Source organism: Roseobacter sp. MED193 (assembly GCF_000152965.1).
Taxonomy (GTDB): domain Bacteria; phylum Pseudomonadota; class Alphaproteobacteria; order Rhodobacterales; family Rhodobacteraceae; genus Pseudophaeobacter.
The window spans coordinates 2,824,694-2,851,361 of record NZ_CH902583.1 but is presented as its reverse complement, the minus strand read 5'-3'; the positions used below and the strand labels follow the sequence as shown (position 1 = coordinate 2,851,361).

The following is a 26,668-nucleotide window of genomic DNA, read 5'->3' as shown; positions in this document are numbered from 1 at the left end:
GAGCATAGAGGGTGCCCGTTTCGGCGGTGTGCCGTTTGTTAAGGAGAGAACGCAAAATGAAGGTACTCGTGCCTGTCAAGCGCGTGATTGACTATAACGTGAAAGTCCGCGTCAAAGCGGACGGCAGCGGTGTCGATCTCGCCAATGTAAAAATGTCGATGAACCCCTTCGACGAAATCGCTGTAGAAGAGGCCATCCGCCTCAAAGAAGCAGGCAAGGCTGATGAAGTCGTTGCTGTTTCCATCGGCGTTAAGCAGGCTCAGGAAACCCTGCGCACCGCTCTGGCCATGGGCGCCGACCGCGCCATCCTGGTTGTGGCCGCTGATGATGTGCACAGCGACATCGAGCCACTGGCGGTTGCCAAGATCCTCAAAGGCATCGTCGACGAAGAGCAGCCCGGCCTGGTTCTGGCTGGCAAGCAGGCGATCGACAACGACATGAACGCCACTGGCCAGATGCTCTCGGCCCTACTGGGCTGGTCGCAAGGTACCTTTGCCTCTGAGCTGGACATCGACGGCGACAAAGCTGTTGTGACCCGCGAAGTGGACGGCGGTCTGCAAACCATCAAGGTGAACATGCCCGCCATCGTCACCGTCGATCTGCGTTTGAACGAGCCACGCTATGCTTCGCTGCCAAACATCATGAAGGCAAAGAAGAAGCCCATGGCCGAGAAGACCGCCGCCGATTACGGCGTCGACGTCACCCCGCGCCTGGAAGTGGTTTCCACCTCCGAGCCAGCGGCCCGTGCCGCCGGTATCATGGTTGGCTCCGTTGACGAGCTGGTCGAGAAACTCAAAGAAGCGGGGGCTGTGTAATGGCTGTTCTTCTCCTTGCTGAAGTGACCGATGGCGCCCTGGCGCTGGACGCAACCGCCAAGGCCGTTTCTGCGGCTGCCGCTCTGGGTGATGTGACCGTTCTGGCCGCTGGCGCCTCTGCTGCGGCTGCTGGTGCCGAAGCCGCCAAGATCGCTGGCGTTTCACGGGTTCTGGTCGCCGAAGATGCCTCCCTGGGCCACCGCCTGGCGGAACCCACTGCGGCGCTGATCGCCTCGCTGGCTGGTGACTATGAGCACATCGTCGCCCCTGCAACCACCGACGCCAAGAACGTGCTGCCCCGCGTGGCTGCGCTGCTGGACGTCATGGTGATCTCGGACGTCACAGCTGTTGTTGACGGCTCCACCTTTGAGCGTCCTATCTATGCAGGTAACGCGATCCAGACCGTCAAATCCTCGGATGCAAAGAAAGTTATCTCTTTCCGCACCGCGACCTTTGACGCGGCTGGCGATGGCGGCTCTGCCTCCGTTGACACCATCGGTGCTGCCGAAAACCCCGGTCTGTCCGAATGGGTCGAAGACAAGGTTGCCGAATCCGACCGCCCCGAGCTGACTTCAGCTGGTGTGGTTGTTTCCGGTGGTCGTGGCGTTGGCTCTGAGGAAGACTTCAAACTGATCGAAGGTCTGGCGGACAAGCTGGGTGCTGCGGTTGGTGCCTCGCGTGCTGCAGTTGACTCCGGCTACGCCCCCAACGACTGGCAGGTTGGTCAGACCGGTAAGGTCGTCGCGCCTGACCTCTATGTCGCTGTTGGCATCTCCGGTGCAATCCAGCACCTGGCCGGTATGAAGGACTCCAAAGTGATCGTTGCGATCAACAAGGACGAAGAAGCACCCATCTTCCAGGTTGCTGACTTTGGCCTGGTTGCGGATCTCTTTGCCGCCGTACCTGAGCTGACCGAAAAGCTCGGTTAAGCCGATCTTGACTCTCTGGGGGCCCCCCAGGACACAAATGAAAACGGGGCCTGCATCAATTGCGGGCCCCGTTCTTTTTGCTTGTGTCCACATATGCGGCCTCTACGCCCCTTCAGTAGAGCGGCTTCAGGTTTTTCCCTGCAGGGTCTCCGCCAGCCTGCAGCCGATCCGCGCATGTTCCTTTGGCCCCAGCATGTGCTGCGCCGCTGGAAAATCCAGCTCCCCCATGATCATCCCGTCAAAGTCATCGACCAGACCCGCAGGGGCCACCGCGACCTCTACCACCGCCGCAACTCGGCTCCGTAGCGCCTCGACCATGCTGCGCTCCACCAGCACCGGCTCGTGATTAAACGCGCCATTGCCCTTCAGATCATAACTGACCCAAAGCAATACAACCCGCCCTTCCAGCTCGGCAATCACCTGCCCCATCGTCTCAAGCCAGGTTTCCTGCAGATGGTCACGTACCTCTGCAAAACGCTCAGCTGAGATCCCCTGCAAGGTGGTCAGAAGATGTTTGTTAAAATGGAACTCGGTATAGTCCACTTCCGGGAACAGCGTCTTTAGCGCTGGTTGCGCCTGCAAGAAGCGGTCGTTGCGCCGGGGATGCACCCGGTAATAGCGGTTAGAAACATTCTGCGCTCCCAGCACCTGCATCACAGAAAGGCGCGCCTCTCGCGCCACCCCCAGCAATGCCTTGTCGCTGGCAAAGGTATCCAACCCCGCGTTCACTGCCGCGAGATTGACACAAGGCATTTTTAACAAAGCCTCACTAACATCCGAAAAAGGCGTTTTCACAAACCGCCCAAAAACCTCTGTCCCACCAAGAAATGCGAGGTATGGACTGTCCAGATCCCGTTTGGGGCCACGTACTGGCAAGCGCGATCCCGCATAGCAGCACGTCCCCCCCGAAAGCACACCTGCGCTTTTGAGTTCGTAACTCATAGTTCCCACCAATTTATTCACCCAAGGATCACTGTGGTGGTGAAAGATTGCAAATTCCCTAAAGTTAAATTTCACCTAAAATTCCAGATGTGCAGCCTTGTAACTGCCCCAAAGCCCCCGATAAGGTTGCCAAGCAGGCAAATTGGGAGCCCCTGGTATGGATATCAAAAAGATTGGCATCATCGGCGCAGGCCAGATGGGCAATGGCATTGCTCATGTCATGGCATTGGCGGGCTACGATGTTGTTTTGAATGACATTAGCCAACAATCCCTTGACGCTGCAATCAGCGCAATTCACAAAAACCTGGCCCGCCAGGCCAGCCGAGGCAAGATCGCTGAGGCGGCTGTCACCGAGGCGCTGGCTCGGATCACCACAACGCTGGTATTGGCGGATATTGGCGCCACGGATTTGGTGATCGAGGCCGCAACCGAGCGTGAAACCGTCAAACAGGCGATCTTTGAGGATCTGCAACCGCATTTGCTGCCGCATACGATTCTCACCTCCAATACCTCATCGATCTCGATCACCCGCCTTGCCAGCCGCACCGATCGCCCTGAACGCTTCATGGGCTTCCATTTCATGAACCCGGTGCCCGTGATGCAGCTGGTGGAATTGATCCGCGGCATTGCCACCGATGAAGAGACCTTTGCCAGCTGCCAGGCGGTAGTCGAACGTCTGGGCAAAACAGCAGCCAGCGCGGAAGATTTCCCCGCCTTTATCGTCAACCGTATTCTGATGCCGATGATCAACGAGGCGGTCTACACCCTTTATGAGGGCGTCGGATCGGTAAAATCCATCGATGAGTCGATGAAACTGGGTGCCAACCACCCGATGGGCCCGCTGGAACTGGCCGATTTCATCGGTCTGGACACCTGTCTCGCCATCATGAATGTGCTGCACGAAGGCCTGGCGGATACCAAATACCGCCCCTGCCCGCTGCTGACAAAATACGTCGAGGCCGGTTGGCTGGGCCGCAAAACCCAGCGCGGTTTTTACGACTATCGCGGGGAAACTCCCGTCCCTACCCGCTGATTCACCTCTCCTTGAGCTGCTGCTTCGGAGTCCTCATCGCCTGGGCCCCGCAGGACGGCGGAGCGGGCCGGGATCAAGCCAAATTGCGGAGGCTCCGCGCCCTTTGGGCGTGGATACCGTCATTTTGCTTGGGACAGGACCAAGGCGCTGTCACGCAGGGATCAGGCGATGAGGGCTTTGATATTGCTGCTTTGGTGACTTAGGAAACTGAAAAGCCCCTAAACGCCTGGCTCAGCTCTTCTTACCGAGGCTCAGAGTGTGCTCACGAAGCCAGGCCATAAACCCACGCGGATCGCTTTGCAGCTGCGCCATCTGTTCATCCGTCAGCGGCTGCCCCACCACCGGCGCCTGTGGCTTGTTACAGGAGCGCACAATTTCATGCAGCAATAGGCCCTGGCGCAGGATCGGCGAAAGCTTATTGGCAATCTGATAGCTACGGGAATTGCTGCCAGGGAAGAGGATCGGTACCACCCGCGCCCCGGATCGACGGATCAGCTGCGCTGTGAAAACATTCCATTCCTGCTCAATCGCCGGACCGAACCAGGTCTCTGAGGACATCACCACGCCCGACGGGAAAAGCGCCACAACTCCACCAGTTTTAAGGTGCGTCATGGTTTTGGCGCGCATCTCGACCATTTTCTTCTGTGCTTCGGGATCATGCGGAAAGGGCACCGGGATCATAAAGGAGGTCGCTGCCTCATCCAGCCCCGTCAATACAGAGCGGGTCAGGATCCGGTAGTCCTGGCGCACACGGCCGATGAGATCGGCAAAGATCATACCATCAACCATACCATGGGGATGATTGGCAACAATCACCACCGGTCCCTCTGCTGGGATGCGTTGGATCTGCTCTTCAGGGGTCTCCAGTTTGATCCCCATGATATTGAGCGCCCCGCGCCAGAACTTCTGGCCACGATACTCCGCGTTTTGGTTTTCAAACTTGTTTACCATGCGCAGAATGGTCAGCTTGCCAGTCATCCATTCAATGGCTTTGATCGCCAAAGAGGTCCAGCGATCATCAAAGGAATTGGCATAGGTCAGGGTGCGACGGTCATAGACCTCGCCAGTGCCCTGATCGCTTTCCGGTGTTACCCCGGTGTTTTGCTCATGTGCCGTATCCGCCACCGTGCCATTCCTGTTAGTTGGAGGGCAAAGACTAGAACCCCTCGCCGAATTTATCAGCCACAAGGGCCTCGACCGCAGCAGCTAGAGCAGCAGCATCTGGTCCTGAAGTCTCGACGTCAATAGTCGTTCCTTTCGAGGCTGCCAACATCAAAAGCCCCATAATACTGTCCCCAGAGGCAGACATGCCATCCTTGGAGACCTCCGCCGTGGCATCGAAGCCTTCGACAACCTCCACCAGTTTGGCAGAAGCACGGGCGTGCAGCCCCTTTTCATTCACAATTTTTAACGTCTTCAAAGCCATTTACTGCGCCTGCTCCCCATCGGGATTGATATTTTGAGAATTAATATACTTACGTCCGGCTTCCATGGCCTGGCGTACGGCCTCCCCCACAACAAGATGGCGAGACTTGGCCAGCTTGATTAGAAGCGGCAGATTGGCACCATAGAGAATACGCCTATTCACCGGCTTGCAGGCTCGCAGGCTCAAATTGGACGGTGATCCGCCATAGAGATCTGTCACCACCACAACGCCGTCGCCGGTATCAACCTGATCCGCTGCGGCGCAGATTTCACATTGCTTGTCTTCCCGATCATCATCAGGTGCGATGGCGATGGACAAAAGGTTGGGCTGAGGCCCCACAACATGCTCCACTGCCGCCAGGTATTCCCCAGCCAGCCCGCCATGCGCCACGATCACGATCCCGATCAATCCTGCAACTCCGTATCCCTGCTAGCTTTGCAGCTCGCGATGTCTAATTGACACCTGCTGGCCCTCTTCTGCAAGGGCTTTTGCAAGCGTTTCTGCCAGGGTGACGGACCGGTGTTGCCCGCCGGTACAGCCAAAGGCGATGGAAAAGTGGGATTTGCCCTCATCGCGGTAGGCTGGTAGCAGGAATCGCGTGAGGTCCAGCACGCGTGCAAAGAAGCCTTCATAGCGCTGGTCCGCCTGCACATGGGCCTGGACCGCCGCGTCGCAACCATTCAACCCGCGCAGGTTTTTATCCCAGTAGGGGTTGTCCAGAAACCGGCAATCAAAAACCATATCAACGCTGCGGGGCACGCCGCGTTTGTAGGAAAAGCTCTGGATCGACAGCGCAAGGTTGCGCCCGCCAGGGGCAAAGAGGTGCTCAATCTCGGCCTTGGCCTGATGCACATTCATGTCTGAGGTATCCAGCAAAAGGCTAGCCCTATCGCGGATCGCCCCCATCAGGCTCAATTCCCGCTGTACGCCCAGTTCTGGTGTTTCCCCCGGAGCCAGCGGATGACGGCGGCGGGTTTCGGAATAGCGACGCAACAGGACCTCTGGCCGGGCATCCAGATAGAGCACCGACAAATCGCACCCTTCACGGGCCTCCAACATGTCAATCACCTCCAGCAAGGCCGCTGGAGAAAAATCGCGGTTGCGACTGTCCAGCCCAAGCGCCATCGGTGCAACATTGCCAGCCGCCGAAACCAGTCCGGGCAGCAGCCTGAGCGGGAGGTTATCAATGGCTTCAAATCCGAGATCTTCCAGCACATTGATCGCAGTGGTGCGCCCGGCTCCAGAAGGACCAGTCACCAGAACAATCGAGGTTACTTTAGGGTCAGACATTGGCTCTCCGCCACTCAGAGTTTTGTATCATGCGGTTTGGCATCTGGATCCAGGCAACCGGATTTCAGAAACTGTATCAACGCTGCCGCAAAATGCGGACCCTCTACCCGGCGAAAGGCCGGGATCTTTTGTCCTAAGATACTCTCGTAGCGCAGGGGCGGCAGTCGCTCCGCCTCCACTTCATCGAGATCGACGATAGCACAGATTGCAGTATCTTTCACAAAGGCAGCCGTCAATATCCCGTAGTTGCGTGCCTCAATCAGCCCCGACAGCGCAGCGGGCGGACCAGCCCATACTGTGGCACCTTGCTGCCAGATCTGCACCTGGTCATCTGCAACCAGATCCGCCCCATAGGCCATCAGCTGCAAAGCCAGGGCCGATTTGCCGCTGCCTGAGGCCCCCCGGATCAAGAGACCACGCCCCGCAAACGACACGCAACTGGCATGCAGGGTGAGGCTGGACCCTTGCGCAGGCATCACGGATCAGACAGGCAGGCCAACAACAAAGCGTGCACCCAAGGGTTCAGAGGTGACATCTGCCTCGGTAGGGCGAATGTTTTCTGCCCAAACAACACCGCCATGCGCCTCAACAATCTGTTTGGAGATCGCCAGGCCAAGGCCGGAGTTATTGCCAAAATGCTCTTCTGGGCGTTGCGAGTAGAACCGCTTAAAGATCTTTGCCAGGGCCTGCTCGGGAATGCCGGGGCCAGTGTCTTCGACCACGATCAGCACACGATTGTCGCGCCGACGCGCCCAGACCCGGATTGCGTCGCCTTCTTCGCAGAAGGAAATGGCATTGGTGATGAGATTGACAAAGACCTGCGCCAGACGCGCCTCGAGCCCCTGGATCATCACAGGGCGCTGCGGCAGGTCGGTAATATAGTCGATCTTCTTGGCCCGCGCGTCCTCGCCCAGATATTGGTTGATGTTGTTGAGCATCTGCAAGAGGTCGAATTCGTCCTCTTCTTCTTTCACCAGCTCCGCATCCAGACGCGAAGCATTGGAGATATCGCTGACCAAACGGTCCAGACGGCGCACATCATGTTCGATAACTTCCATCAGCTTCTCGCGCTGCTCATCGCGCTTGACCATCCGTAGGGTGCCAACGGCAGATTGCAGACTGGCCAGCGGGTTCTTGATTTCATGGGCCACATCTGCGGCAAACTGTTCGTTGCTGTCGATCCTGCTATAGAGCGCCTTGACCATGCCACGCAGCGCGCGGCTCAAACGGCCGATCTCATCGGGGCGCGCGGATAGGTCAGGGATTCGGATACGGCCAGACTGGGCCTTACGGGAATCCCGCTCGCGCCCCAGTTCAGCCGCCTCGGCCAGATCCGCCAGCGGGTTGGCAATAGTCGAAGCCAAAACCAGGCTCAGCCCAATCGAGACCAGTAGCGCGATGATAAAGATCTGCAAAACCCGCTCCCGCTCTCCACGTACCAAGGCGTCGATCTCACCCGAGGGCGAGGCCAGCGCCACCACCCCGATCGCTGTGCCATTGCTCAGGATCGGAGCCACCGCAGACAACACTGTGCCACCGCTGGTATCACCGACCACTTCGATCTTGGCGGTTCCAGTCAAAGAATGTTGGACGAGTGTCTGCAACTGTTCCTGCAGCGGCTTGATATAGGCTTCTTCGCCGGTCTGGGATTGGAACACACCGCCCAGCGTCGCCCAAAGGCTCGACAATCCATCAGAGATCAAAGTCCTGCTCTTGGAGCCTTCGTTCAGGACATTCAGGGCATCCGGCCGATTGATACCAGTCACCTGCGCCACCAACACGCCGGAGGTATCAAAACAAATGCCTCAACCCCGCCTCGCAGCGAGAGCCCCTCAAGCACCTGCTCCGGATCAATGCCGTCGCCCGTCGTGAGGCTAACCGCACCTGAGGACGGCAGCACCGCCTCAAACACATCGGCGATCAGCGAGACCTCAGCCACCAAGGCCCCAGCCCGCTGTTTGACCAGACTTTGGCGAGAGGAGTTAAGGTAGAGAATGCCAGCAACCAGAATGATCAGAGCGATCAGGTTGAAGGTGATAATCTTGCGCGTCAGCGGTGAGCCTTTCAAAGAGAAAAAACCACGACGGGCGCGCTTTACCTGCATTTCAGCCGCAACAGTCTGATCCGGTGCGACCCAATCGTCGCCCAGAACCACATCTCCATCTTGCTGACGCGGTGTCAGGCCAGTGTCACGCATTGTTGCACGCCCCTCTGGAAAAGACTGCAGGTCTTACTCTTCATTATAGCGATACCCGATCCCGTAAAGGGTCTCGATCGCGGCAAAATCCGTATCTGCTGTGCGCATCTTTTTGCGCAGCCGTTTGATATGGCTGTCAATGGTCCGATCATCCACATAGACCTGATCATCATAGGCCACATCCATCAGCTGGTCGCGGCTTTTGACAAAACCGGGACGCTGCGCCAGGGCTTGCAGCAGCAGGAATTCGGTGACGGTCAATGACACATCCTTGCCCTTCCAGCTCACCGCGTGGCGCAAGGGGTCCATTCGCAGATTGCCCCGGTCCATCACTTTGGTCTCAGGGGCCTCAATGCCGGCCTCATCACTGTTGAGCGCATCCTGACGACGCAACAGGGCGCGGATACGCTCTACCAGCAACCGTTGTGAGAAGGGCTTTTTGACGTAATCGTCCGCCCCCATGCGCAGACCCAACACCTCGTCGATCTCATCATCTTTGGAAGTGAGAAAGATCACCGGCATCTGGGTTTTCTGACGCAGACGCTGCAACAGATCCATACCATCCATGCGGGGCATCTTAATGTCCAGCACAGCCATATCCGGCAGTTTCTTGTTAAAGGCATCCAGCGCGGCCTGCCCATCGTTATAGGTCTCTACCTCAAACCCTTCGGCTTCCAGTGTCATTGCCACGGAAGTCAAAATGTTGCGGTCATCATCCACCAAAGCAATCTTCGACATTGGATTTGCCCCTAAATCTGCTCTTTATATTGTCGTTGTTTTTTCCCTTTCATCGCCCGTCTTGCGTGGCGAATCAATCCCCATTGGCGAATCAGGCCCTTCTTTGGCCACAATTAGGGCAAAAATGTCTTATCATTCGCTGAATGGTGAACAGCGACCAGGCAAGCAGGACAATGGTTGCGCTAAACTCCGCCTTGGTGGCGCTAACTGCGCCAAACCGTCCTGTTCAGTCATGGAAACGTCATGTTATGAGCTGCCTAACCGGTGGCGATACCGGCACTTTTGCCCCGATCTGCCTTGGGGCGCAGCTTTTAATCTATGCGGCACACAAAGCCGGCACGGGAGAGAGAACACATGGCATCTGGACGGGTTAACCCGAATTTCCGCCTCGAGGATCAAGGTATCGAGGGTCTGGGCAATGTCCATTACAACCTCATGGAGCCTGCACTTGTGGAGGCAGCCCTGAAGCGCGGCGAAGGCACTCTGGGCAATGGCGGCGCCTTTCTTGTGACGACCGGCAAGTTCACTGGCCGCTCGCCCAAGGACAAGCACGTCGTCAAATCCGACAGCGTCAAAGATACCATCTGGTGGGAAAACAACGCCGAAATGTCTCCTGAAGGGTTCGATAATCTCTATGTCGACATGCTGGAGCACATGAAGGGTGGCGACTACCACGTACAGGATCTGGTTGGCGGCGCTGACCCCAAGCACTCGATCAATGTGCGCATGGTCACCGAACTCGCTTGGCATGGGCTTTTCATCCGCACCATGCTGCGGCGCCCCGAACGCGAAGACCTGGATGATTTCATTGCTGACTTCACCGTCATCAACTGCCCCAGCTTCCAGGCCAATCCAGAGCGCCACAGCTGCCGCTCGGAAACAGTCATTGCGATGAACTTTGATCGCAAGATGATCCTGATCGGTGGCACTGAATATGCGGGCGAGAATAAAAAATCCGTCTTTACCCTGCTGAACTATCTCTTGCCCGAAAAAGGCATCATGCCGATGCATTGCTCGGCCAACCACGCCAAGGGCAACCCTGTCGACACTGCCGTGTTCTTTGGTCTGTCGGGCACCGGCAAAACCACGCTCTCTGCCGACCCTGATCGCGTGCTGATCGGCGATGATGAGCACGGTTGGGCCGACAACGGCACCTTCAACTTTGAAGGCGGTTGCTACGCCAAGACCATCAGCCTCAACCCCGAGGCCGAGCCAGAGATTTATGCGACCACGACAAAGTTCGGCACCGTGATCGAGAATATGGTCTTTGACGAAGAGACCAAAGAGCTGGATTTTGAAGACGACAGCCTGACCGCCAACATGCGGTGTGCCTATCCGCTGCATTACATCTCCAATGCCTCTGCCTCCGCAACCGGTGGCCACCCCAAGAACATCATCATGCTGACATGTGATGCCTTTGGCGTGCTGCCTCCAATTGCGCGCCTGACCCCGGCGCAGGCGATGTATCACTTCCTGTCTGGTTTCACCTCCAAGGTGGCAGGCACCGAGCGCGGTGTGACCGAGCCCGAGCCCACCTTCTCTACCTGCTTTGGTGCTCCGTTCATGCCGCGTCGCCCCGAGGTTTACGGCAACCTGCTGCGCGAAAAGATCGCGGCCCATGGCGCAACCTGCTGGTTGGTCAACACCGGCTGGACCGGCGGCGCCTATGGTGTTGGCTCGCGGATGCCAATCCGCGCGACCCGCGCCCTGCTGACAGCGGCGCTCGAAGGCACCCTGGCCCAGGTTGAATTCCGCAAAGACAGCAACTTTGGCTTTGACGTGCCAGTCTCCGTACCCGGCGTTGCCGAAGTCCTGCTGGACCCACGCCGGACCTGGGACGATCAGGCCGCCTATGACAAACAGGCCGCCAAACTGGTTGAAATGTTCTCCAACAACTTCCAGCAGTATCTGCCCTATATCGACGAAGACGTAAAAGCCGCCGCCATCAGCTAAGGCTCCTTCGCTCGCACCAACAGAAAACCCGGCCATTGGCCGGGTTTTTCTTTAGCACCCTCAATCGAGAGCTATTCGATCTCAACGATATAGCTCGGCCCATAGCCGCTGGTGCCATCGTCCCAATAGCGCAGCCTTGCGCCAGGCCTGTTCATTTTTTGCTTCAGATAAAAGCGGGCGATATGCTGCCGCCCCCGGTAGTTGTCAGGATTGCCCGGACTCCAGGCTTTGAAGGTCAGCGGATCGCCGTTGTCCCACTCCCAGCCCCCGGCGGGCTCGCGGCTGCGATCCGCCTGATACAGCCCGATTGTGGGCCCCAGCTGGGCGCCATTCCATTCCTTTTCGATGAACCTTGGATCGCCGGAGAACAGGTTGACCAGAAAATCATTCTCGGCGCGGCTGTTGATCGCCACCAGATAGCCGCCCGCCTCTCTGGCCTTGTTACTGGCGGCGCGCCAGGAGTTGCCGGTCAATTCGGTACTGATCACCAGATAGAGGTGCCCTCCAAAGTAATCAAAGACGAGGTTCTTACCGGCGAAACTCAGCAGGGCCTTGCGCAGACGCGGCTCCAGGCTCTCTGGCAGGTCTTCGGGCTGATAGCTGCGTGCCGTTTCCGATCGCAGGCCCAGCACCGCTTCTGCATTGGGCAGGACCTTCAACAGCGCGACATCAACCCTATTACCGGGTGTCAGCCCAGCCTTCGCCCGCGCTTTGGCGATAGCACTGCGGGATCTGGGCCCAAACTGCCCATCCACGCCGCCGGTATCAAATCCCATCATGTTCAAGGCATGCTGGATAAGGCGCCGGTCGGACCGGGTGAGTTCAACATTGGCTCCATCCCCCTGAATGGCCGTGGCGAGCCAGGGCTCGGACACCCGGTAGCCGCGAGCAATATCCTGATCCAGAGTCAATATTTCCACTTTACTGGCAGCTAGAACCACCAAGGGATGTTCGGGGTAATTGCTGTATTTCTGCAAAAAGCTCCGCCAGCCGGCCAGATGCTTTTGCTCCGTGGCCAATGCAAAATCCGTCGAAATGATCTGCTCGTTCCCTGCGGCGCGCGGCAGCGCCGCCACCTGCTCGGGCGGCTCCTCCGCCTCCTCAACAACCGGCGGTGCAAACGGCTGATCCAGCGGCACCAGATTTGTTTGCGGAACATTCTGCAAAAGTGGCCAGGGCTGTGCAGTGGGTTTTGTTTCGGGTTCAGGCGCAGGGGTCTGCTCCGGTGCCGCCTCAATCGGCGCAATCAACGCGACCGGTTCGACCAGAAAAATATCGCGCCCTGGCAGGGAGCCATAGACAAAGGGTTCCTGCTGCCCACCGGTTGCGCCAAACACGGTGTCACGCACCTTGCGAAACAGTTTGCCCAGCTCCAGCCCCGGCGTTTCAAGATGCTGCAACAGCGCTTCGGCATAGGGGCTGTTGCGGGCCTCCCCGTCCAAAGCATAGGTGCCGCCCTTGGCCGCATAACCAACCAGCACCCCCGAGGGCTCCACCCGGGCCAGCCCGCGCCCGATCGAGCGGCGCGCCCCGGTCTGCTGCATCGCCACTTTGAACGGGTTGTCACGACAGGCATCAATCAGAACAATCTTCAGCCCTTTGGGCGCTTCCAAGGCTGAAACCAAAGTATCCAGCCGCAGGGCTTCAAACTCGACATCTGCGGCGCGCTTCAGCTCGGCCTTGACCGGGATCAGGTAATTGGTGTTCTCGATCTCGATCCCGTGTCCGGCGTAATAGACCACTGCCACATCTGCGGTCTCGGCCCGTTTCGCAAAATCACGAACGGCCAATCGCATATGGCGGTAGTCGAGGTCATGCTCTTCAACCACGTCAAAACCGATCCGCCGCAGCGAGTCGGCAATGTCAGCGGCATCATTGGTCGGGTTAGGCAGTTGCGGGACATGGGCATAGCTGGAATTTCCGATGACCAGAGCAACCCTAACAGGAGCCGTCTTTTCCTCGGCGCTGGTCTCGGCGCTGATGGGGCTGCACCAAAGCGTCAAAATCAAAAAGAGGGTCACAAAACCGAGCAATCCAACGGCACGGCAGCCTAGGCAGGAAACAAATGCAAACATGGGAACACCAAACTAGAAATCCCTGAAAGCGTACCACGGAACGGCCTTCAATCCAGTCTTGTGACCTTGGCAGTTTTGCCCTAGATTTTTCCGCTGACCATATCGCGCACTTTAACGGCATAGCGGTCGGTCATGCCCGATACAAAATCCGCCAGACTATGCATGGCCGTGTATTCATCCCCGATGCCGCGCAGGTCCAGATCCACCGCCCGCACCAGTTTAGCCCAATATCCATGCTGCGCCAGAAACGCTTCCACATCCCAGCCACAGCTGCGCAAATCATCATACAGCCCGTGGAAATGATCCAGCACTGCAAAGATCACCTGACGTCCGGAGATTTCCAGCTCCGTCTTGCGGCGGGCCGTAAAGATCCGCGCGTTTGAGATCTCTTTCATCTGGGCAAAAGCCTCTGCTTTGGAGGAAACCTCCATCAGCCCATCGTTGAACGCCCCCGCCATGATGGTTTCGTAGTTGTCCATAAAGGCCTCAACCGCAGCTTTGATGGCCTGGTGGATGGCGCTGGCGCGCCGCATCGCCACCACCTCGCGGGTGCTCATCAGCGGGTCATCCGCCCGATTGGGTTTACCTGCGATCAGTTCCAGGCAGTCGATCACCTGGGCCGTGCTGAGATCCCCCACCGTGGCAGCGTCTTCCAGATCCAGAATCCGGTAGCAAATGTCGTCTGCCGCCTCGACCAAGAAGGCCAGCGGGTGGCGTCGCCAGTATTTGCCCGCTCCCGTTCCTTCACTGCGCAGCCCCGTGGCCTCAGCCACCTCGGCGAATAGTTTAGCCTCTGACTGGAAGACGCCAAATTTCTTGAGCCCCACATAGCCCGCGGGTGTCATTTGCCGGGCCTCTGCCGTGCAGGGGTATTTCATAAAGGCAGCAAGGGTGGCATAGGACAGTCGCATACCCCCATCCCGTCGCGCCATTTCCAATTGCCCGGCAATGCGGAAGCCCTGGGCGTTACCCTCAAACTCCTTGAACTCTGCCTGTTGCGCTTCAGGGATCGCGCCCGCCACCCCGTAGCCTTCCTGAAATTGTTTAGTGAACCACTGGCCAATGCTGTCTTCGCCGGAATGGCCAAAGGGCGGATTGCCGATGTCATGTACCAAACAGGCCGCTTGAACCGTGCCTGCGATCACGTCACGCTGATCTTCGGAGATATAGCCCTGATCAAGCATCGCCTGCCCTGCCAACACCCCCAGGGAACGGCCAGCGCTGGCGGTCTCCAGGGAGTGGATCATCCGGTGATGCACATGGTCATGCTCATAAAGCGGATGCACCTGGGTTTTTTGTGCCAGACGCCGAAAGGGCTCAGAGAACAAGATGCGATCATAGTCCTGCAAGTAGGCGGGGCGACCTGGTTCCTCTGGGTAGTCCGGGCGACACAGCCGCCCCGCGTTCAACAACCTGTCCCATTCCATCGCCCGAGCTCCCGTGACTGCCATTCTCATGGAGGCGGTTAAACGGGAGCCTGCACAAGAATGCAAATGCTTCCCTCACGGCGCCTGGGGGAGAGCGGCCTTGAGAAGTCAGCCCGGCGCAATACCCGATGGCTCCAGCTTGTGTTCTGGCTCCACATGAATAGTAACCTGCGCCTCTGGAAAGGTGCTGCGGATCGCCTCTTCGATGTGGTCACAGATCGTATGGGAGGCCTGCACGGTCATGGAGCCGTCGACCACCATGTGGCATTCGACAAACAGAGCAACTCCAGCGCGGCGGGTCTTCAGCCCGTGCACCTGAAGCGCACCCGCAGCCGCATGGTGCAGCAGCTCTTCAATCTGATCACGTTCTTCTTCAGGGGCGGCGGAATCCATCAATCCATTTACAGAAGAGGCCACAACGCCGTAGCCCTCACGCAGGATGTTCACCGCCACAAACAGCGCCAAGAGCGGATCTAACACGGTCCAACCCGTCGCCAAGGCCAACAATAAGCCCAACAGTACCCCAACCGAGGTCCAGACATCGCTCATCAAATGCCGCCCACCCGCGGTCAAAGCCGGCGACTTCAGCGCTCCGCCTCGCGCGATCAACAGCCGCGCCCAAAGCAGGTTCAACACCAAAGCCACCGCATTGACCAAAAGCCCGGCGCGGCCCCATTCAACCGTCTCACTCAGGTTGCCAAGCGCCTGTACCGACTGCTGAAGGATCAGCAACGCGGCGATGATGATCATGATCCCTTCAAGAACCGCCGAAAAATACTCTGCCTTGTAGTGACCAAAAGGATGGCCGGCATCTGCAGGCCTTTTCGCGTAGTGCACCGCCATCCAGGCCATCACCGCACCACCGACATTGACCAAAGACTCCAGCGCATCCGACAAGAGCGCAACGGACCCCGTCAGCCACCAGGCCACCAACTTCAGGCCCAGGACCAGCACAGCCACCAGGATCGTGCCCAGAGCCAGTCGTTCTGCGTTCATCCCCTGCATCACGTTTTCAGCATTCCTTGGTTACGCCACCCTTGTCCGGCCGGGCTACAACATCAACCCGCGTCTAAGCAGATTTAGAGCGGCCAGCAAAAGGACAATTAGCGTGGCTTGCTTAAAAACTCTTTGATCAATGCGATCATGCAGTTTCCCACCAATCCACATGCCCAATACTGCGGGCGCTATCAGCATTACTGAGAACGGCAGGGTCTCGCTGCGCATGACACCCGAGCCCATATGGGCAAATAGCAAGGCAAAAGCCCCCATACCATAGATAACACCCTGCACCCGGATCTGTTCGTTCTTTTCAGTCCCAAGCGCGGTCAGGTAGGCCACTGTTGGTGGCCCCCAAACGCCAGACACGCCGCCTATCAATCCGGCAATGGCTCCAACCATCACCTCCACACGCGGTGTCGGCTTGGCGAGGGTCAGCGGCACGCCAATGAGCTGCAACAATACAAATAGGGTTACCGGCACGCCAATCGCCAAAAACATTACCTGTTGCGGCAGAACTCGCACCATCTGCGCGCTCAGCAGCAAACAGACCAGCCCCACCAACAGGAACAAACGAAACCGCTTAAGCGAGGCAAAGGCCGCCCCGCCGCCCTGCCGGAAAGCCTGCATCCAATTGGTGACCAGCGTCGGCAAGATCAGCCCGGCCAAAGCCAGTTCGGGTGCGAGAAAGAGGCTCAACCCAGAGACCAGAATCATCGGCATAGCAAAACCCACCATGCCCTTGACCGTCCCGGCAAGCAGCGCAATGCCAAAGGCCATAGCCAAATCAGTGGCGGAGAGAAGCGAAAAGAACTGGTCCATAGCCCTGACCTATCACCCCATTCGTGCAGTGAGAACCACGACCGGACGCAAACTTCCGTCACGCAACTTTTTATCATATTGCCGCAGTGCGGCGTATTTTTGTTGCGCTGCACCTGCAAAGTGATTTACCACCAAGCGACCACAGAAGGACGTGATTCAATGGCTCATGACGGACAGGACCTGCAAATGAAACCGATTGTGCTCCCAGAACTGCTGAGGCTCACCGCCGCGACGATGGCCCCGCTTGAGGCCACTTTGGAAGCCGCACGAATCGCCGTGCGCGCAACTGTGAGCAAAGAGGACCGCGTTTCTGGCCAGCTGATCGAAGAGAACCAGACCGCCGCCCATGGGCTTTCCTGGCTTGCGACCTATGTCTACGCGCTACGCCAGATGCAGCAATGGGCCGAAAAGCTGCAAAGCGATGGCGCCTTTCATGAGATGGAGCAACTGATCCACCAGATCGCCTTTGGCGAATATCTGGCGCAGGTTCAGGGCGGCATCCAGATGAACCAGGGTGAAATCCTGCGCCTGCAGGACCTAGGCCTTGGGCAGGAGGTGCTGACAGCACTGCGGACAGACGCCGTAGTGCATCTCACCGAAGGCGGTAATACGCAAGCGGCCCGCACCCGTCTGGCGGAGCTGATGCAGGAACAGGCCGGCGCCACCATGTTTGGCACCTCTGGCCTGGAAGAAGAACTGGAAATGATTCGCGATCAATTCCGCCGCTATGCCATGGAAAAGGTAGAGCCCCATGCCCATGACTGGCACTTGAAAGATGAGCTGATCCCAATGGAGGTCATCGAAGAGCTGGCTGAAATGGGTGTCTTTGGCCTCACCATCCCAGAAGAGTTTGGCGGTTTTGGCCTCTCTAAGGCCTCGATGGTCGTGGTCTCCGAAGAACTGTCGCGTGGCTACATCGGTGTCGGCTCTCTCGCCACCCGGTCGGAAATCGCCGCTGAGCTGATTCTCTGTGGTGGCACGGATGACCAAAAAGAGCAGTGGCTGCCAAAGATCGCCAGCGCCGAGATCCTGCCCACGGCTGTGTTCACCGAACCAAACACCGGCTCCGACCTTGGCGCGCTGCGCACCCGTGCGGTGAAGACCGAAACCGGCGATTATGAGATCACAGGCAACAAGACCTGGATCACCCATGCCGCCCGCACCCATGTAATGACCCTGCTGGCACGCACCGATCCCGAAACCACTGATCACCGTGGCCTGTCGATGTTCCTGGCAGAAAAGACCCCCGGTACCGATGAGGCACCTTTCCCAACCCCCGGCATGACCGGCGGCGAGATCGAGGTTTTGGGGTATCGCGGCATGAAGGAATACGAGCTGGGCTTTGACGGTTTTGCAGTAAAACAGGCAAACCTGCTGGGCGGAGCAGAGGGCAAAGGCTTTAAACAGCTGATGGAGACCTTTGAGAGCGCCCGCATCCAGACCGCCGCGCGCGCTGTTGGCGTGGCGCAATCAGCCTTGGATATCTCCATGCAATACGCCCAGGATCGCAAACAGTTTGGCAAAAGCCTGATCAACTTCCCCCGCGTTTCCGGCAAGCTGGCGATGATGGCGGTTGAGATCATGGTGGCGCGTCAGCTCACCTATTTCTCTGCCTGGGAGAAGGACCACGGCCATCGCTGTGACCTGGAGGCTGGCATGGCCAAGTTGCTGGGCGCGCGTGTCGCCTGGGCGGCGGCCGACAACGGTTTGCAGATCCATGGCGGCAATGGCTTTGCTCTGGAATATAAGATCTCTCGCGTGCTGTGCGATGCGCGGATCCTGAATATCTTTGAAGGGGCTGCGGAAATTCAAGCGCAGGTTATTGCCCGCCGCCTGCTGGCCTAACCCTCCAGTTGGCCGGACATGTTCTGATGGTTTGCCCTGTTGTCTTGGGCTGACCACTACTTCCACCAGGCCGACGAATGCCCGACCATTGGTCGGGCATTTTTGATTTCAGGCCTCGCCTATTGGTCCTGCAATCGACCTCCTTGCCTCACAATTGCCTCGGCTTTGCCTTACCCCCTACGGTGCTGCTAATTATTGGTTAATGCACTCGCTCTGATTGCTTTATCTGTTTCACGTCCAACCCAAGTTAGCCCCATGTTCATGCCACACCTCCTGTCACGACTTTTCTGTATCTTCGGCACATTGCTTGCCCTGTCCGGCTGTGGCGAGCGGGTCGCCAATACCCATGCTGAGGGGCAGATTCTGGTCATGGGTGATTCTCTCCTGGCCTGGAACAGGGCCTCTTCTCGGGCCATATCAGACGTTATGGAGAAACATCTCGAGGTTGAGGTGACAGACAGATCCGTGATCGGTGCGCGGATGATCTATCGTTTGCCGATCAGCGGGGCGGCAGGGCTGAGCATTCCCAAACAGCTGCCCAAGAGGATGCGTTGGGATTGGGTGGTGCTGAACGGGGGCGGCAATGATCTGTGGCTTGGCTGTGGTTGCACGGCCTGTCGGCGGAAAATGGACCGGCTTACCTCGGAGGATGGCAGCAGCGGCGCCATTCCAGATCTGGTGAACCAGCTGCGCAGCCGAGGCGCCAAGGTGATCTATACGGGCTATCTACGTAGCCCAGGACGGGGGTCTCCGATTGAATACTGCAAGGATGAAGGCGAAGAGCTGGACCGGCGCGCCGCCCGGATGGCGCAACTGGATGACGGCGTCTTCTTTCTGTCCCTTGCAGATCTTGTTCCCCATGGCGACCGCAGTTTTCACGGGCTGGACATGATCCACCCCTCGATCAAAGGCAGCCACGCGATCGGCACCCATATTGCAGATCTGATCAAGATCGAGGCCGATGCGGTCCAAGCGGATTAGGTTCTCTCTGCGCCCATAGCAAAGCCTTGGCCATGTACCCAATCACCGAGTGTTTGGGCTCAGCTGTCCGGCAAACGACGCATGAAAGCATCTATGAATCGTCCACGTGCCTCTGGCAGGGGCTGGTTACCCAGATTGGGCGCCAGACGTTCCGACAGAAAGAACCCGGTTGTCCGCAACCCCTCGGCCACCTCGTGATCTGGTGCCTCCCCCAACCCGCGTAAAACCGGGGGCAGCGGCAACAGGCGGTTGACCCATTGCCCCGCTTCTTGTCGGGACACCGCGCGCCCCGTCTTTGGCGAAATATAGGCCAGATCCTCGTTGCTCCCGGAAACCGCGCAGGCGCTCAGGTCGAGGCCAAAGCCCATTGCTGCGAGCAGGGCCATTTCCCAGCGCAGATATGCCAAAGGCCAGATTTCCTCCTGCTCCAGTAAATCCAGTAACTGCTCAGACTGCTTATAAAGATCCGGGTAGGCTGCCCGTTCTGGCAGGCAGAACCCCAACAGGCCAGTCACCGCATTCAGCCCCGCCAGCGCCAAACGCCCAGAGAGCGCCGCAGCTGCGCGACTGCGCAGGGGTTCGGCCTGATAGCTGCCCAGGTGTTCCTGCAATCTGGCCCGCCACAACAGATCCAGTTGCGCGCCGGGCTGTAGAACTGGCGCCTTTTTGCGACTGGCACCGCCATGTACAATACCGGCGTGGCGGCCGTGGTGTTCCGTGAAAACATCAATGATCGCAGCCCCTTCACCGTGGCGCCGCCGGGTCAACAGAATGCCATGATCACGCCATTCCATTGCTTATCCCCATGATTGCACACTCCAGTCGCAAGCATCAGACCCCAATAAGGCAAGCGCGGCAAGTCCCCTTAAAGGTACTCATCAGAGCGAGTTGCCTGGTATGGCTCAGGTCATTCCAACCCTGGTTCATCCAGCAGATGGTGGCCCTGACGGTCTTCGACTTCGATGACCCAAAGATCCGGGTCGAACTCCTGCTGGCGGCGAATGGCAGCATCCACATCCGCCTCAGCGCCACTGGCATGTTCGATCCATTTGCGCATTCCACTCATCAGGTCATAGGAGCGGTGAAAGCTCTGGGCCTGGCCATCCAGCGTATTCAGTTTAACCAGAACCGCCCCTGCGGTGTCATCACCATGGGAGGTGACAAAAGCCGGGATATCCTGAAAGCGCAGGCGGGCAAGATAGGCATCTACCCAGAAGCGGGCGGTCAAACGGGTCATGGGGTCTCTATCTGGGGCTGAGCTGCTAGGCGCGGAGTATACGGCAGGGTCTGGATACCTCCGGCGGGGATATTTACGGCCAAATGAAAACTGGGCGGCGGCGGGGCCACCCAGATCACGATCAATTTCCGTCTTTGAAATCAAGGCCCATTTCGGAATACCGTTCGGCCTCTTCCAGCCAGTTGGGGCGCACTTTGACCTGCAGGAAGAGATGCACCTTGCGGCCCAGGAATTCAGTCAGTTCTTCGCGGGAGGACTGCGAAACGGATTTGATTGTTTCGCCGCGTTTGCCCAACACGATGCCCTTGTGGCCATCGCGGACCACATAGATCACCTGGTCGATCTTGGCGGAGCCATCTTTGCGCTCTTCCCAGTTTTCGGTCTCGACCGTCATCTGGTAGGGCAATTCCTGATGCAGCCGCAACGTCAGTTTTTCACGGGTGATTTCTGCCGCGATCATCCGCATCGGCAGATCAGCGATCTGGTCTTCCGGGTAGAGCCAGGGACCTTCGGGGAGTTCCTGGGCCAGCCAGCTGCGCAGATCATCAACCCCATGGCCGCGTTCCGCAGAAATCAGAAAGGTCTCGGCAAAGTCAAAGCGCTCATTGAGGTCCTTGGTGAGGCCAAGCAGGACCTCGGATTGTACGCGGTCGATCTTATTGATCACCAGGCCAACGGTTCGGCCCTGGGCCACATCCGCGAGCCCCTCAAGAATGCGTTCCACGCCTTCCGTGATGCCGCGGTGCGCCTCAACCAGCAGGAGGACAATTTCGGCATCCGCCGCGCCACCCCAGGCAGCTGCCACCATGGCGCGGTCCAGGCGGCGCCGCGGCTGAAACAGGCCTGGCGTGTCGACAAAAACGATCTGGCTTTCGCCTTCCATCGCCACACCACGCACCCGGGCGCGCGTGGTCTGGACCTTATGGGTAACGATAGAGACCTTGGCCCCAACCATGCGATTCAGCAGGGTCGATTTACCCGCGTTGGGTTCTCCGATCAGGGCGACAAAACCGGCGCGTGTAGTCATGATGTTTGCTCCAAACGTGCCAAGAGCGCCTTGGCTGCGGCCTGTTCGGCGAGACGTTTTGAACCCGCAGTCGCGCGCTCTTCGGTGCCGTCTTCCAGCCGAACGGCAATGGTAAAGATAGGTTGGTGATCCGGGCCTGTACGTGCCACTTGCACATAGGCAGGTGGGTTTTGGCGCCGGGCCTGTACGTATTCCTGCAAGGCGGTTTTTGGGTCACGGGCATCGGCTTCGACCTGATGAATCCGCGCGCCCCAAAGCCGCAGGATCATCGCCTGAGCCACCTCAAAACCGGCGTCCTTGTAGACAGCGGCGATCACCGCCTCCATGCCGTCGCCCAACAGGGCCAGTTTACGACGCCCCCCAGACATCATTTCGGAGCGACCCAGTTTCAACACCTCCCCCAGCTCGATCTCGCGCGCCACATCTGCGCAGGCCTCCTTACGCACCAGCGCATTGAAGCGCGGCGCCAGCTGGCCTTCGCTAGCGTCTTTGTCGTGATCCAACAGGGCTGTTGCCATCACCAAACCAAGCACCCTGTCGCCCAGAAATTCCAGGCGCTGATTGTCCTTGCGATTTGGCGAGGAGACCGAGGGATGGGTCAAGGCGCGCACCAAGAGTTCTGGCCGGACAAACTGGTGCCCGATTCGTTGTTCAAAGATGCGCATTTCTTTGGATAGTTTCACTCGATCCCCTTGAAGTAACGATCCGAACGCCAGGTCCAGAAGAACAGCATCGACCGTCCGGCGGAAGAGAACATGATCCGGTCTGCGCGGCCAATCAGGTTTTCCAGCGGCACAAATCCTACACCACCTGCGGTCTGCGGCAGGCGGCTATCGCTGGAGTTATCACGGTTATCCCCCATAAAGAAGAAATGCCCCTCTGGCACCTGATAAACACCGGTGTGATCTGCCGACTGGTCGCCAATATTGAGGATCACGTGTTGGGTGCCCCCCGGAAGCGTCTCGATTTGGCGGGACTTGAGACAGGCGCCCCCTAGGCCAACAGGTGCATTTTCACAGCGTGGACGGGAGCCCTGTGGACCTTGTGGCGCCATAGCTTCTTCGAAGTTGCCGGCATCTTCCAAACCTACGGCTTCGCCGTTGATGATCAAAACCCCATTCTTAACTTGGATCTTGTCACCTGGCAGACCGATCAGGCGCTTGATGAAATCGGTGCCTGTCACGGGATGACGGAACACAACAACATCGCCGCGCTCAGGCTCAGAGCCGAGAAAGCGCGCGTTTTCACTGTCCAGGAAGCCACAGATGTCTTCAGCATCAATATTCAAGCCAATGGCCCCAATGCGTACGCTGGGGCAAGAGGCATAGGAATAGCCATAGGCCATCTTGTTGACGAAGAGGAAATCGCCAATGAGCAGCGTCTCCTTCATCGAGCCCGAAGGGATCCAGAAGGGTTGGAAAAACAGGGTCCGGAAGACCCCTGCGATCAAAAGGGCATAAACAATGGTCTTTACCGTTTCGAGGATCGATTGGCCGGCCGTGGGTTTTGCCGTCATCAGGCTCTCCGGGGTATAAATTAAAGGGTCCGGCGCTACATGAGGGCGTGAGAGGCCTGAGTCAAGCTTCACCAGTGGTTTCAATCGCCTGATCCTGAGAATGCGCCTCAGACTGAGCCAAAATTGGCCGGGCCTCAATGACCACAAAGGCCTGCGCCCAGGGGTGATCATCGGTCAGGGTCACGTGAATAATCGCTTCATGACCCGGTGGTGTCATGCTAGCCAGGCGCTCGGCAGCCCAGCCTGTGACATGCATCACCGGTTGCCCGGTGCGCAGATTGCTCACGGCCATGTCTTTCCAAGCAATCCCCATGCGTAGCCCGGTGCCCAGGGCCTTGGAGCAGGCCTCCTTGGCGGCCCAGCGCTTGGCATAGGTCCCGGCCACATCCCGTCGCCGCTCTGCCTTGCGCTGCTCCACCTCTGTAAAAACCCGGTTACGGAACCGGTCACCAAAGCGATCCAGTGTTCCCTGAATGCGTTCGATATTGGCCAGATCAGTTCCGATGCCGAGGATCATGAGGAGCCTTTCACAAACGTGAGGAAGCCATGCCGCCAAGCAGGGAGGCACCCCAGCAAAAGAGCTTTGCAAAGACTGCTATTTCTTTGCATCCGAATTCTTTACGCCGGGGCTGGTCGCCGGGCTGGCGCCACCTGTCTCAATCCTCAATTCACCAGAAGCCTGATTGATCCGTATCTCCACAGATTCAATGCTTGCCGCATCCACACCACCGGTGTCTGGGTCTAACCGACCAACGGGAATGGTAAGCAACAAGCCCTGGCTAGGATCATAGCCACTGTCGCTCTGCTCCAGAAAGACTTGGCGAAACCCTGTTCCCGGCTGATCCGACAGGATGTTGCAGGCTTGACCATACTCAGGGTCCGGCGACAAGATGAGCAGATGGCTAGAACAGCAGGCGGGCTCGCCGCCAGTATCCAGCAGCGCAATGCGCACCGCGCCATCCCCATAGGTTCGCGTGGTTTCGGCCCAGGGCTCCACCAGATTGGCAGCAGAAGCCACCCAGTCACAGCTTTCAATCGTTTGTGCGCCTGCAACGGACAGCCCCAAGAAAGAGGTGGCAGTGCAGATGCCAAGAAACGGGACGAATTTCGCCATGTTCGGTTACCCTTGCCGCGCCAGATCCATTTGGCGGCGCATCTCGGCCAGGGCGGCTGGCAGTCCAACAAACATCGCCTCTCCCATCAGGAAATGACCAATATTCAACTCCTTGACCTCTGGCAGCGCTGCAATCGGACCGACGCTTTCATAGGTCAGACCATGGCCAACATGGACCTCCAATCCCAACCCATGGGCAAAGGTTGCCATTTCGGTGATCTTTGCCAGCTCCGCGTCGCGTTCTTCCCAGCGCCCTTCGGCCCAGGCGTCCGCATAGGCCCCTGCGTGTAGCTCAATCACCGGAGCGCCAATGCGATGGCTGGCCTCAACCTGTGATTTCTCGGCGCCAATGAACATCGACACCCGACTGCCCGCCGCGCGCAATGGAGCGATATAGTCGGCCAGCGCATTGTCATTGCCCGCCACGTCGAGGCCACCCTCGGTGGTACGTTCTTCACGCTTTTCCGGCACCAGGCAGACCGCATGGGGCTTATGACGCAGGGCAATCGCCTGCATTTCCTCGGTCGCAGCCATCTCGAAATTCAGCGGAATACGCAGTGCTGCCATCAAGCCGTCAATATCGGCATCAACAATGTGGCGGCGATCTTCGCGCAGGTGAGCGGTAATCCCATCTGCACCGGCGTTTTGTGCGAGTACGGCGGCCCGAACCGGATCCGGATTATCACCGCCGCGAGCATTTCGCACCGTGGCCACGTGGTCGATATTCACACCCAAGCGCAACGCGTTGTGAGCCATGTCATTTGTCCTGAAATCACTATCTGTTGCGCTGAGATTAGACCCCGCACCGCCAAGGGCAACCCCCCGCGATCAGAGTAAGCAACCTATTTCGCCTTGCGCACCCGCGACAGCGACAGCTTGGGCTTGGGCTTTGCCGGTTCCACGACTGGAGTGATCCCGGCGGCCTCCATCTCGGCACGTTTTTTGATAGCCTCAAACTTGGCCTTAATACGTGAGCGGCGGTGCTGCTGATAGGCGCGAATTACTGGCAGGCTAATCAAGTAGCAGATGGTCGCCGTGATGACGCCAGGAATGACCCCCCCTACCAGATAGGGGAAAAATACTTCATCATAGAACCGATCCAACCCGTCCCAATCTGCAGGTCGATCGCGAAACAAGGCCATAAGATTATCTTTTAGATCCTTGCCTGCATCCAGGAACTTACCGACGAGGGTTTTGTCGACTTCCTCATATTCGGTGCCAAGCATCCAATGACCTGTTTGCAGAGCCGCAACGCCAATGGGCACATAGGTCAGCGGGTTGCCAAAAAACGTTCCGCTCAGAGCGGCCAGGATATTGCCATTCATCAGCCGTGCGATCAGTGCCGCAACGATGAAATGCATCGCGTAAAACGGTGTGAAGGTGGTGAAAACGCCGGCCCAGACCCCCCGTGCGATACGTTCCGGCGAATCAGGCAGACGGCGCACCCGGTGCTTTACGTATAAAAACGCCCGTCTCCAGCCCCCACGGGGCCAGATGAAATCCGCAACCGCGCGATGAAGCGGGCGTCTATCACGGCGCCTGAATACCAAAGCCCTGCGTCCTTCCTCGTTTTAACCGAGCCTCAGCCCGCAGCCAGACGATTCTCCGGCTTTTCCCGGAACCGCGCAACTTCCGCGACATCGCTTTCGGCCTCCAACGTTAGCATCAGCGAATGCAGCTGTTCCACATCCCTGAGTTCAACATTTATCATCAGCCGGTAAAAGTCTGGTTTCCGATCCGAGAATTCAAGGTCGGAGATATTGGCCTTTTTCTCACCAATCAATGTGCAAATTCGTCCCAGCACGCCTGCGTCATTGCCGATGGTCAAGCCCAGGGTTACACCGTAGACCGCCGGATGGGTGCCGCTGTGCCAATGCACATCGACCCATCGTTCGGGCTGATCCTCAAACTCGCCCAGACGATCACAGTCGGCGGCATGCACCACAACCCCGCGGCCGCGATAGGTGATACCGATGATCCGCTCACCTGGCAGCGGCTGACAACAGGGGGCGCGTTCAAAACTCTGCCCTGTTTCCAGACCAATCACCGCCCGCCGAGGGGAGATCACATCTCCCTCTTGTGAGGTGAGTTCGGGATAGACCGCCTGCACGACATCATGCGCGGTGATTTCTGCCGCGCCCAGGCGGGCCAGCAGCTCATTAACCGAGCTGATCCGCAGGGCCCGCGCCGCCGTTTCCAGAGTCTTGTCCGTGGACTTACGCTCTACATGTTCAAAGGCCGACCGCGCAAGCTCGCGTCCCAGTTTGACAAAACGAGCCCGGTCCGCTTCGCGCAGGCGCGGCGA

At 58.2% G+C, this 26,668-nt stretch carries 27 protein-coding genes and 1 pseudogene; 6 read left to right on the top strand and 22 right to left on the bottom strand.

Going from position 1 to position 26,668, the window contains the following annotated elements; all coding sequences use genetic code 11:
- Positions 1-56: 56 nt before the first annotated feature.
- Together MED193_RS16015 and MED193_RS16010 are read left to right on the top strand one after the other, a co-directional pair.
- On the top strand, positions 57-815 hold the full coding sequence (locus MED193_RS16015; RefSeq protein WP_009810803.1) for an electron transfer flavoprotein subunit beta/FixA family protein: 759 nt from the start codon (positions 57-59) through the stop codon (positions 813-815).
- Positions 815-1,744, top strand: coding sequence for an electron transfer flavoprotein subunit alpha/FixB family protein (locus MED193_RS16010; RefSeq protein WP_009810802.1), 930 nt, complete (start codon positions 815-817; stop codon positions 1,742-1,744). The genes MED193_RS16015 and MED193_RS16010 overlap by 1 nt, the downstream gene beginning before the upstream one ends.
- Positions 1,745-1,870: 126 nt before the next feature.
- On the opposite strand, the gene MED193_RS16005 is transcribed toward MED193_RS16010, so the two are convergent.
- The gene (locus tag MED193_RS16005; protein ID WP_009810801.1) at positions 1,871-2,686 is read right to left on the bottom strand and encodes a DUF6473 family protein; all 816 of its coding nucleotides are present in this window, start codon (positions 2,684-2,686) and stop codon (positions 1,871-1,873) included.
- Positions 2,687-2,843: 157 nt separating this feature from the next.
- On the opposite strand from MED193_RS16005, the gene MED193_RS16000 reads away from it, so the two are divergent.
- A complete protein-coding gene (locus MED193_RS16000; protein WP_009810800.1) occupies positions 2,844-3,719 on the top strand; it encodes a 3-hydroxybutyryl-CoA dehydrogenase in 876 nt (291 codons plus the stop codon).
- Positions 3,720-3,950: 231 nt separating this feature from the next.
- On the opposite strand, the gene MED193_RS15995 is transcribed toward MED193_RS16000, so the two are convergent.
- The 7 genes and pseudogenes from MED193_RS15995 to MED193_RS15965 all read right to left on the bottom strand — a co-directional run bounded on the left by MED193_RS15995 (position 3,951) and on the right by MED193_RS15965 (position 9,370).
- Positions 3,951-4,844, bottom strand: coding sequence for a lysophospholipid acyltransferase family protein (locus tag MED193_RS15995; RefSeq protein ID WP_009810799.1), 894 nt, complete (start codon positions 4,842-4,844; stop codon positions 3,951-3,953).
- A gap of 31 nt (positions 4,845-4,875) precedes the next feature.
- A complete protein-coding gene (locus MED193_RS15990) occupies positions 4,876-5,145 on the bottom strand; it encodes an HPr family phosphocarrier protein (protein WP_009810798.1) in 270 nt (89 codons plus the stop codon).
- On the bottom strand, positions 5,146-5,553 hold the full coding sequence (locus tag MED193_RS15985; protein ID WP_009810797.1) for a PTS sugar transporter subunit IIA: 408 nt from the start codon (positions 5,551-5,553) through the stop codon (positions 5,146-5,148). It abuts the gene before it with no gap.
- Positions 5,554-5,574: 21 nt separating this feature from the next.
- Positions 5,575-6,435, bottom strand: a complete 861-nt coding sequence (gene rapZ, locus MED193_RS15980) for an RNase adapter RapZ (protein ID WP_009810796.1) — start codon at positions 6,433-6,435, stop codon at positions 5,575-5,577.
- A gap of 14 nt (positions 6,436-6,449) precedes the next feature.
- Positions 6,450-6,911, bottom strand: a complete 462-nt coding sequence (locus MED193_RS15975) for an HPr kinase/phosphorylase (RefSeq protein WP_009810795.1) — start codon at positions 6,909-6,911, stop codon at positions 6,450-6,452.
- A 6-nt stretch (positions 6,912-6,917) separates the two neighbouring features.
- Positions 6,918-8,632, bottom strand: a pseudogene (locus MED193_RS15970) (sensor histidine kinase).
- A 33-nt stretch (positions 8,633-8,665) separates the two neighbouring features.
- Complete coding sequence (locus MED193_RS15965) at positions 8,666-9,370, bottom strand: response regulator transcription factor (protein WP_009810792.1); 705 nt, start codon at positions 9,368-9,370, stop codon at positions 8,666-8,668.
- Positions 9,371-9,724: 354 nt separating this feature from the next.
- Here MED193_RS15965 and MED193_RS15960 point away from each other — a divergent pair, with 354 nt between their 5' ends.
- The gene (locus MED193_RS15960; RefSeq protein ID WP_009810791.1) at positions 9,725-11,323 is read left to right on the top strand and encodes a phosphoenolpyruvate carboxykinase; all 1,599 of its coding nucleotides are present in this window, start codon (positions 9,725-9,727) and stop codon (positions 11,321-11,323) included.
- Positions 11,324-11,394: 71 nt separating this feature from the next.
- On the opposite strand, the gene MED193_RS23280 is transcribed toward MED193_RS15960, so the two are convergent.
- The 4 genes from MED193_RS23280 to MED193_RS15940 all read right to left on the bottom strand — a co-directional run bounded on the left by MED193_RS23280 (position 11,395) and on the right by MED193_RS15940 (position 16,643).
- Positions 11,395-13,398: a caspase family protein gene (locus tag MED193_RS23280; protein WP_009810790.1), complete on the bottom strand. Its 2,004-nt coding sequence runs from the start codon at positions 13,396-13,398 to the stop codon at positions 11,395-11,397.
- An 80-nt stretch (positions 13,399-13,478) separates the two neighbouring features.
- On the bottom strand, positions 13,479-14,825 hold the full coding sequence (gene dgt / locus MED193_RS15950; protein WP_009810789.1) for a dGTP triphosphohydrolase: 1,347 nt from the start codon (positions 14,823-14,825) through the stop codon (positions 13,479-13,481).
- Positions 14,826-14,933: 108 nt separating this feature from the next.
- On the bottom strand, positions 14,934-15,830 hold the full coding sequence (locus tag MED193_RS15945; RefSeq protein WP_009810788.1) for a cation diffusion facilitator family transporter: 897 nt from the start codon (positions 15,828-15,830) through the stop codon (positions 14,934-14,936).
- 45 nt (positions 15,831-15,875) lie between these two features.
- Positions 15,876-16,643 carry a sulfite exporter TauE/SafE family protein gene (locus MED193_RS15940; RefSeq protein ID WP_009810787.1) on the bottom strand — a complete coding sequence of 256 codons (768 nt, stop codon included), beginning with the start codon at positions 16,641-16,643 and terminating at the stop codon, positions 15,876-15,878.
- A gap of 159 nt (positions 16,644-16,802) precedes the next feature.
- On the opposite strand from MED193_RS15940, the gene MED193_RS15935 reads away from it, so the two are divergent.
- Both MED193_RS15935 and MED193_RS15930 read left to right on the top strand, forming a co-directional pair.
- Positions 16,803-18,488 carry an acyl-CoA dehydrogenase family protein gene (locus MED193_RS15935; protein ID WP_009810786.1) on the top strand — a complete coding sequence of 562 codons (1,686 nt, stop codon included), beginning with the start codon at positions 16,803-16,805 and terminating at the stop codon, positions 18,486-18,488.
- Positions 18,489-18,743: 255 nt separating this feature from the next.
- Positions 18,744-19,469 carry an SGNH/GDSL hydrolase family protein gene (locus tag MED193_RS15930; protein WP_009810785.1) on the top strand — a complete coding sequence of 242 codons (726 nt, stop codon included), beginning with the start codon at positions 18,744-18,746 and terminating at the stop codon, positions 19,467-19,469.
- 59 nt (positions 19,470-19,528) lie between these two features.
- Here the strand turns inward: MED193_RS15930 and recO are convergent, their stop codons facing one another.
- The 10 genes from recO to MED193_RS15880 all read right to left on the bottom strand — a co-directional run.
- Entirely contained in the window at positions 19,529-20,263 is a 735-nt protein-coding gene (gene recO / locus MED193_RS15925) for a DNA repair protein RecO (protein WP_009810784.1), read from the bottom strand.
- 113 nt (positions 20,264-20,376) lie between these two features.
- Positions 20,377-20,706: a DUF1491 family protein gene (locus tag MED193_RS15920; protein ID WP_009810783.1), complete on the bottom strand. Its 330-nt coding sequence runs from the start codon at positions 20,704-20,706 to the stop codon at positions 20,377-20,379.
- A 121-nt stretch (positions 20,707-20,827) separates the two neighbouring features.
- Complete coding sequence (gene era, locus MED193_RS15915) at positions 20,828-21,733, bottom strand: GTPase Era (protein ID WP_009810782.1); 906 nt, start codon at positions 21,731-21,733, stop codon at positions 20,828-20,830.
- Entirely contained in the window at positions 21,730-22,416 is a 687-nt protein-coding gene (rnc, locus tag MED193_RS15910) for a ribonuclease III (protein WP_039966274.1), read from the bottom strand. The genes era and rnc overlap by 4 nt, the downstream gene beginning before the upstream one ends.
- Positions 22,413-23,249: a signal peptidase I gene (lepB, locus tag MED193_RS15905; RefSeq protein WP_009810780.1), complete on the bottom strand. Its 837-nt coding sequence runs from the start codon at positions 23,247-23,249 to the stop codon at positions 22,413-22,415. The genes rnc and lepB overlap by 4 nt, the downstream gene beginning before the upstream one ends.
- Before the next feature lie 61 nt (positions 23,250-23,310).
- Positions 23,311-23,766 (bottom strand): holo-ACP synthase, encoded by a 456-nt coding sequence (gene acpS / locus MED193_RS15900; protein WP_009810779.1) that lies wholly within the window; start codon positions 23,764-23,766, stop codon positions 23,311-23,313.
- Between the two features lie 78 nt (positions 23,767-23,844).
- On the bottom strand, positions 23,845-24,363 hold the full coding sequence (locus MED193_RS15895) for a hypothetical protein (protein WP_009810778.1): 519 nt from the start codon (positions 24,361-24,363) through the stop codon (positions 23,845-23,847).
- A gap of 6 nt (positions 24,364-24,369) precedes the next feature.
- The gene (locus MED193_RS15890; protein WP_009810777.1) at positions 24,370-25,119 is read right to left on the bottom strand and encodes a pyridoxine 5'-phosphate synthase; all 750 of its coding nucleotides are present in this window, start codon (positions 25,117-25,119) and stop codon (positions 24,370-24,372) included.
- Positions 25,120-25,205: 86 nt separating this feature from the next.
- Entirely contained in the window at positions 25,206-25,913 is a 708-nt protein-coding gene (locus MED193_RS15885) for a DUF2062 domain-containing protein (RefSeq protein WP_050757596.1), read from the bottom strand.
- Positions 25,914-25,945: 32 nt separating this feature from the next.
- Positions 25,946-26,668: RelA/SpoT AH/RIS domain-containing protein (locus MED193_RS15880; RefSeq protein WP_009810775.1), on the bottom strand; the 723-nt coding region annotated here is incomplete at its 5' end.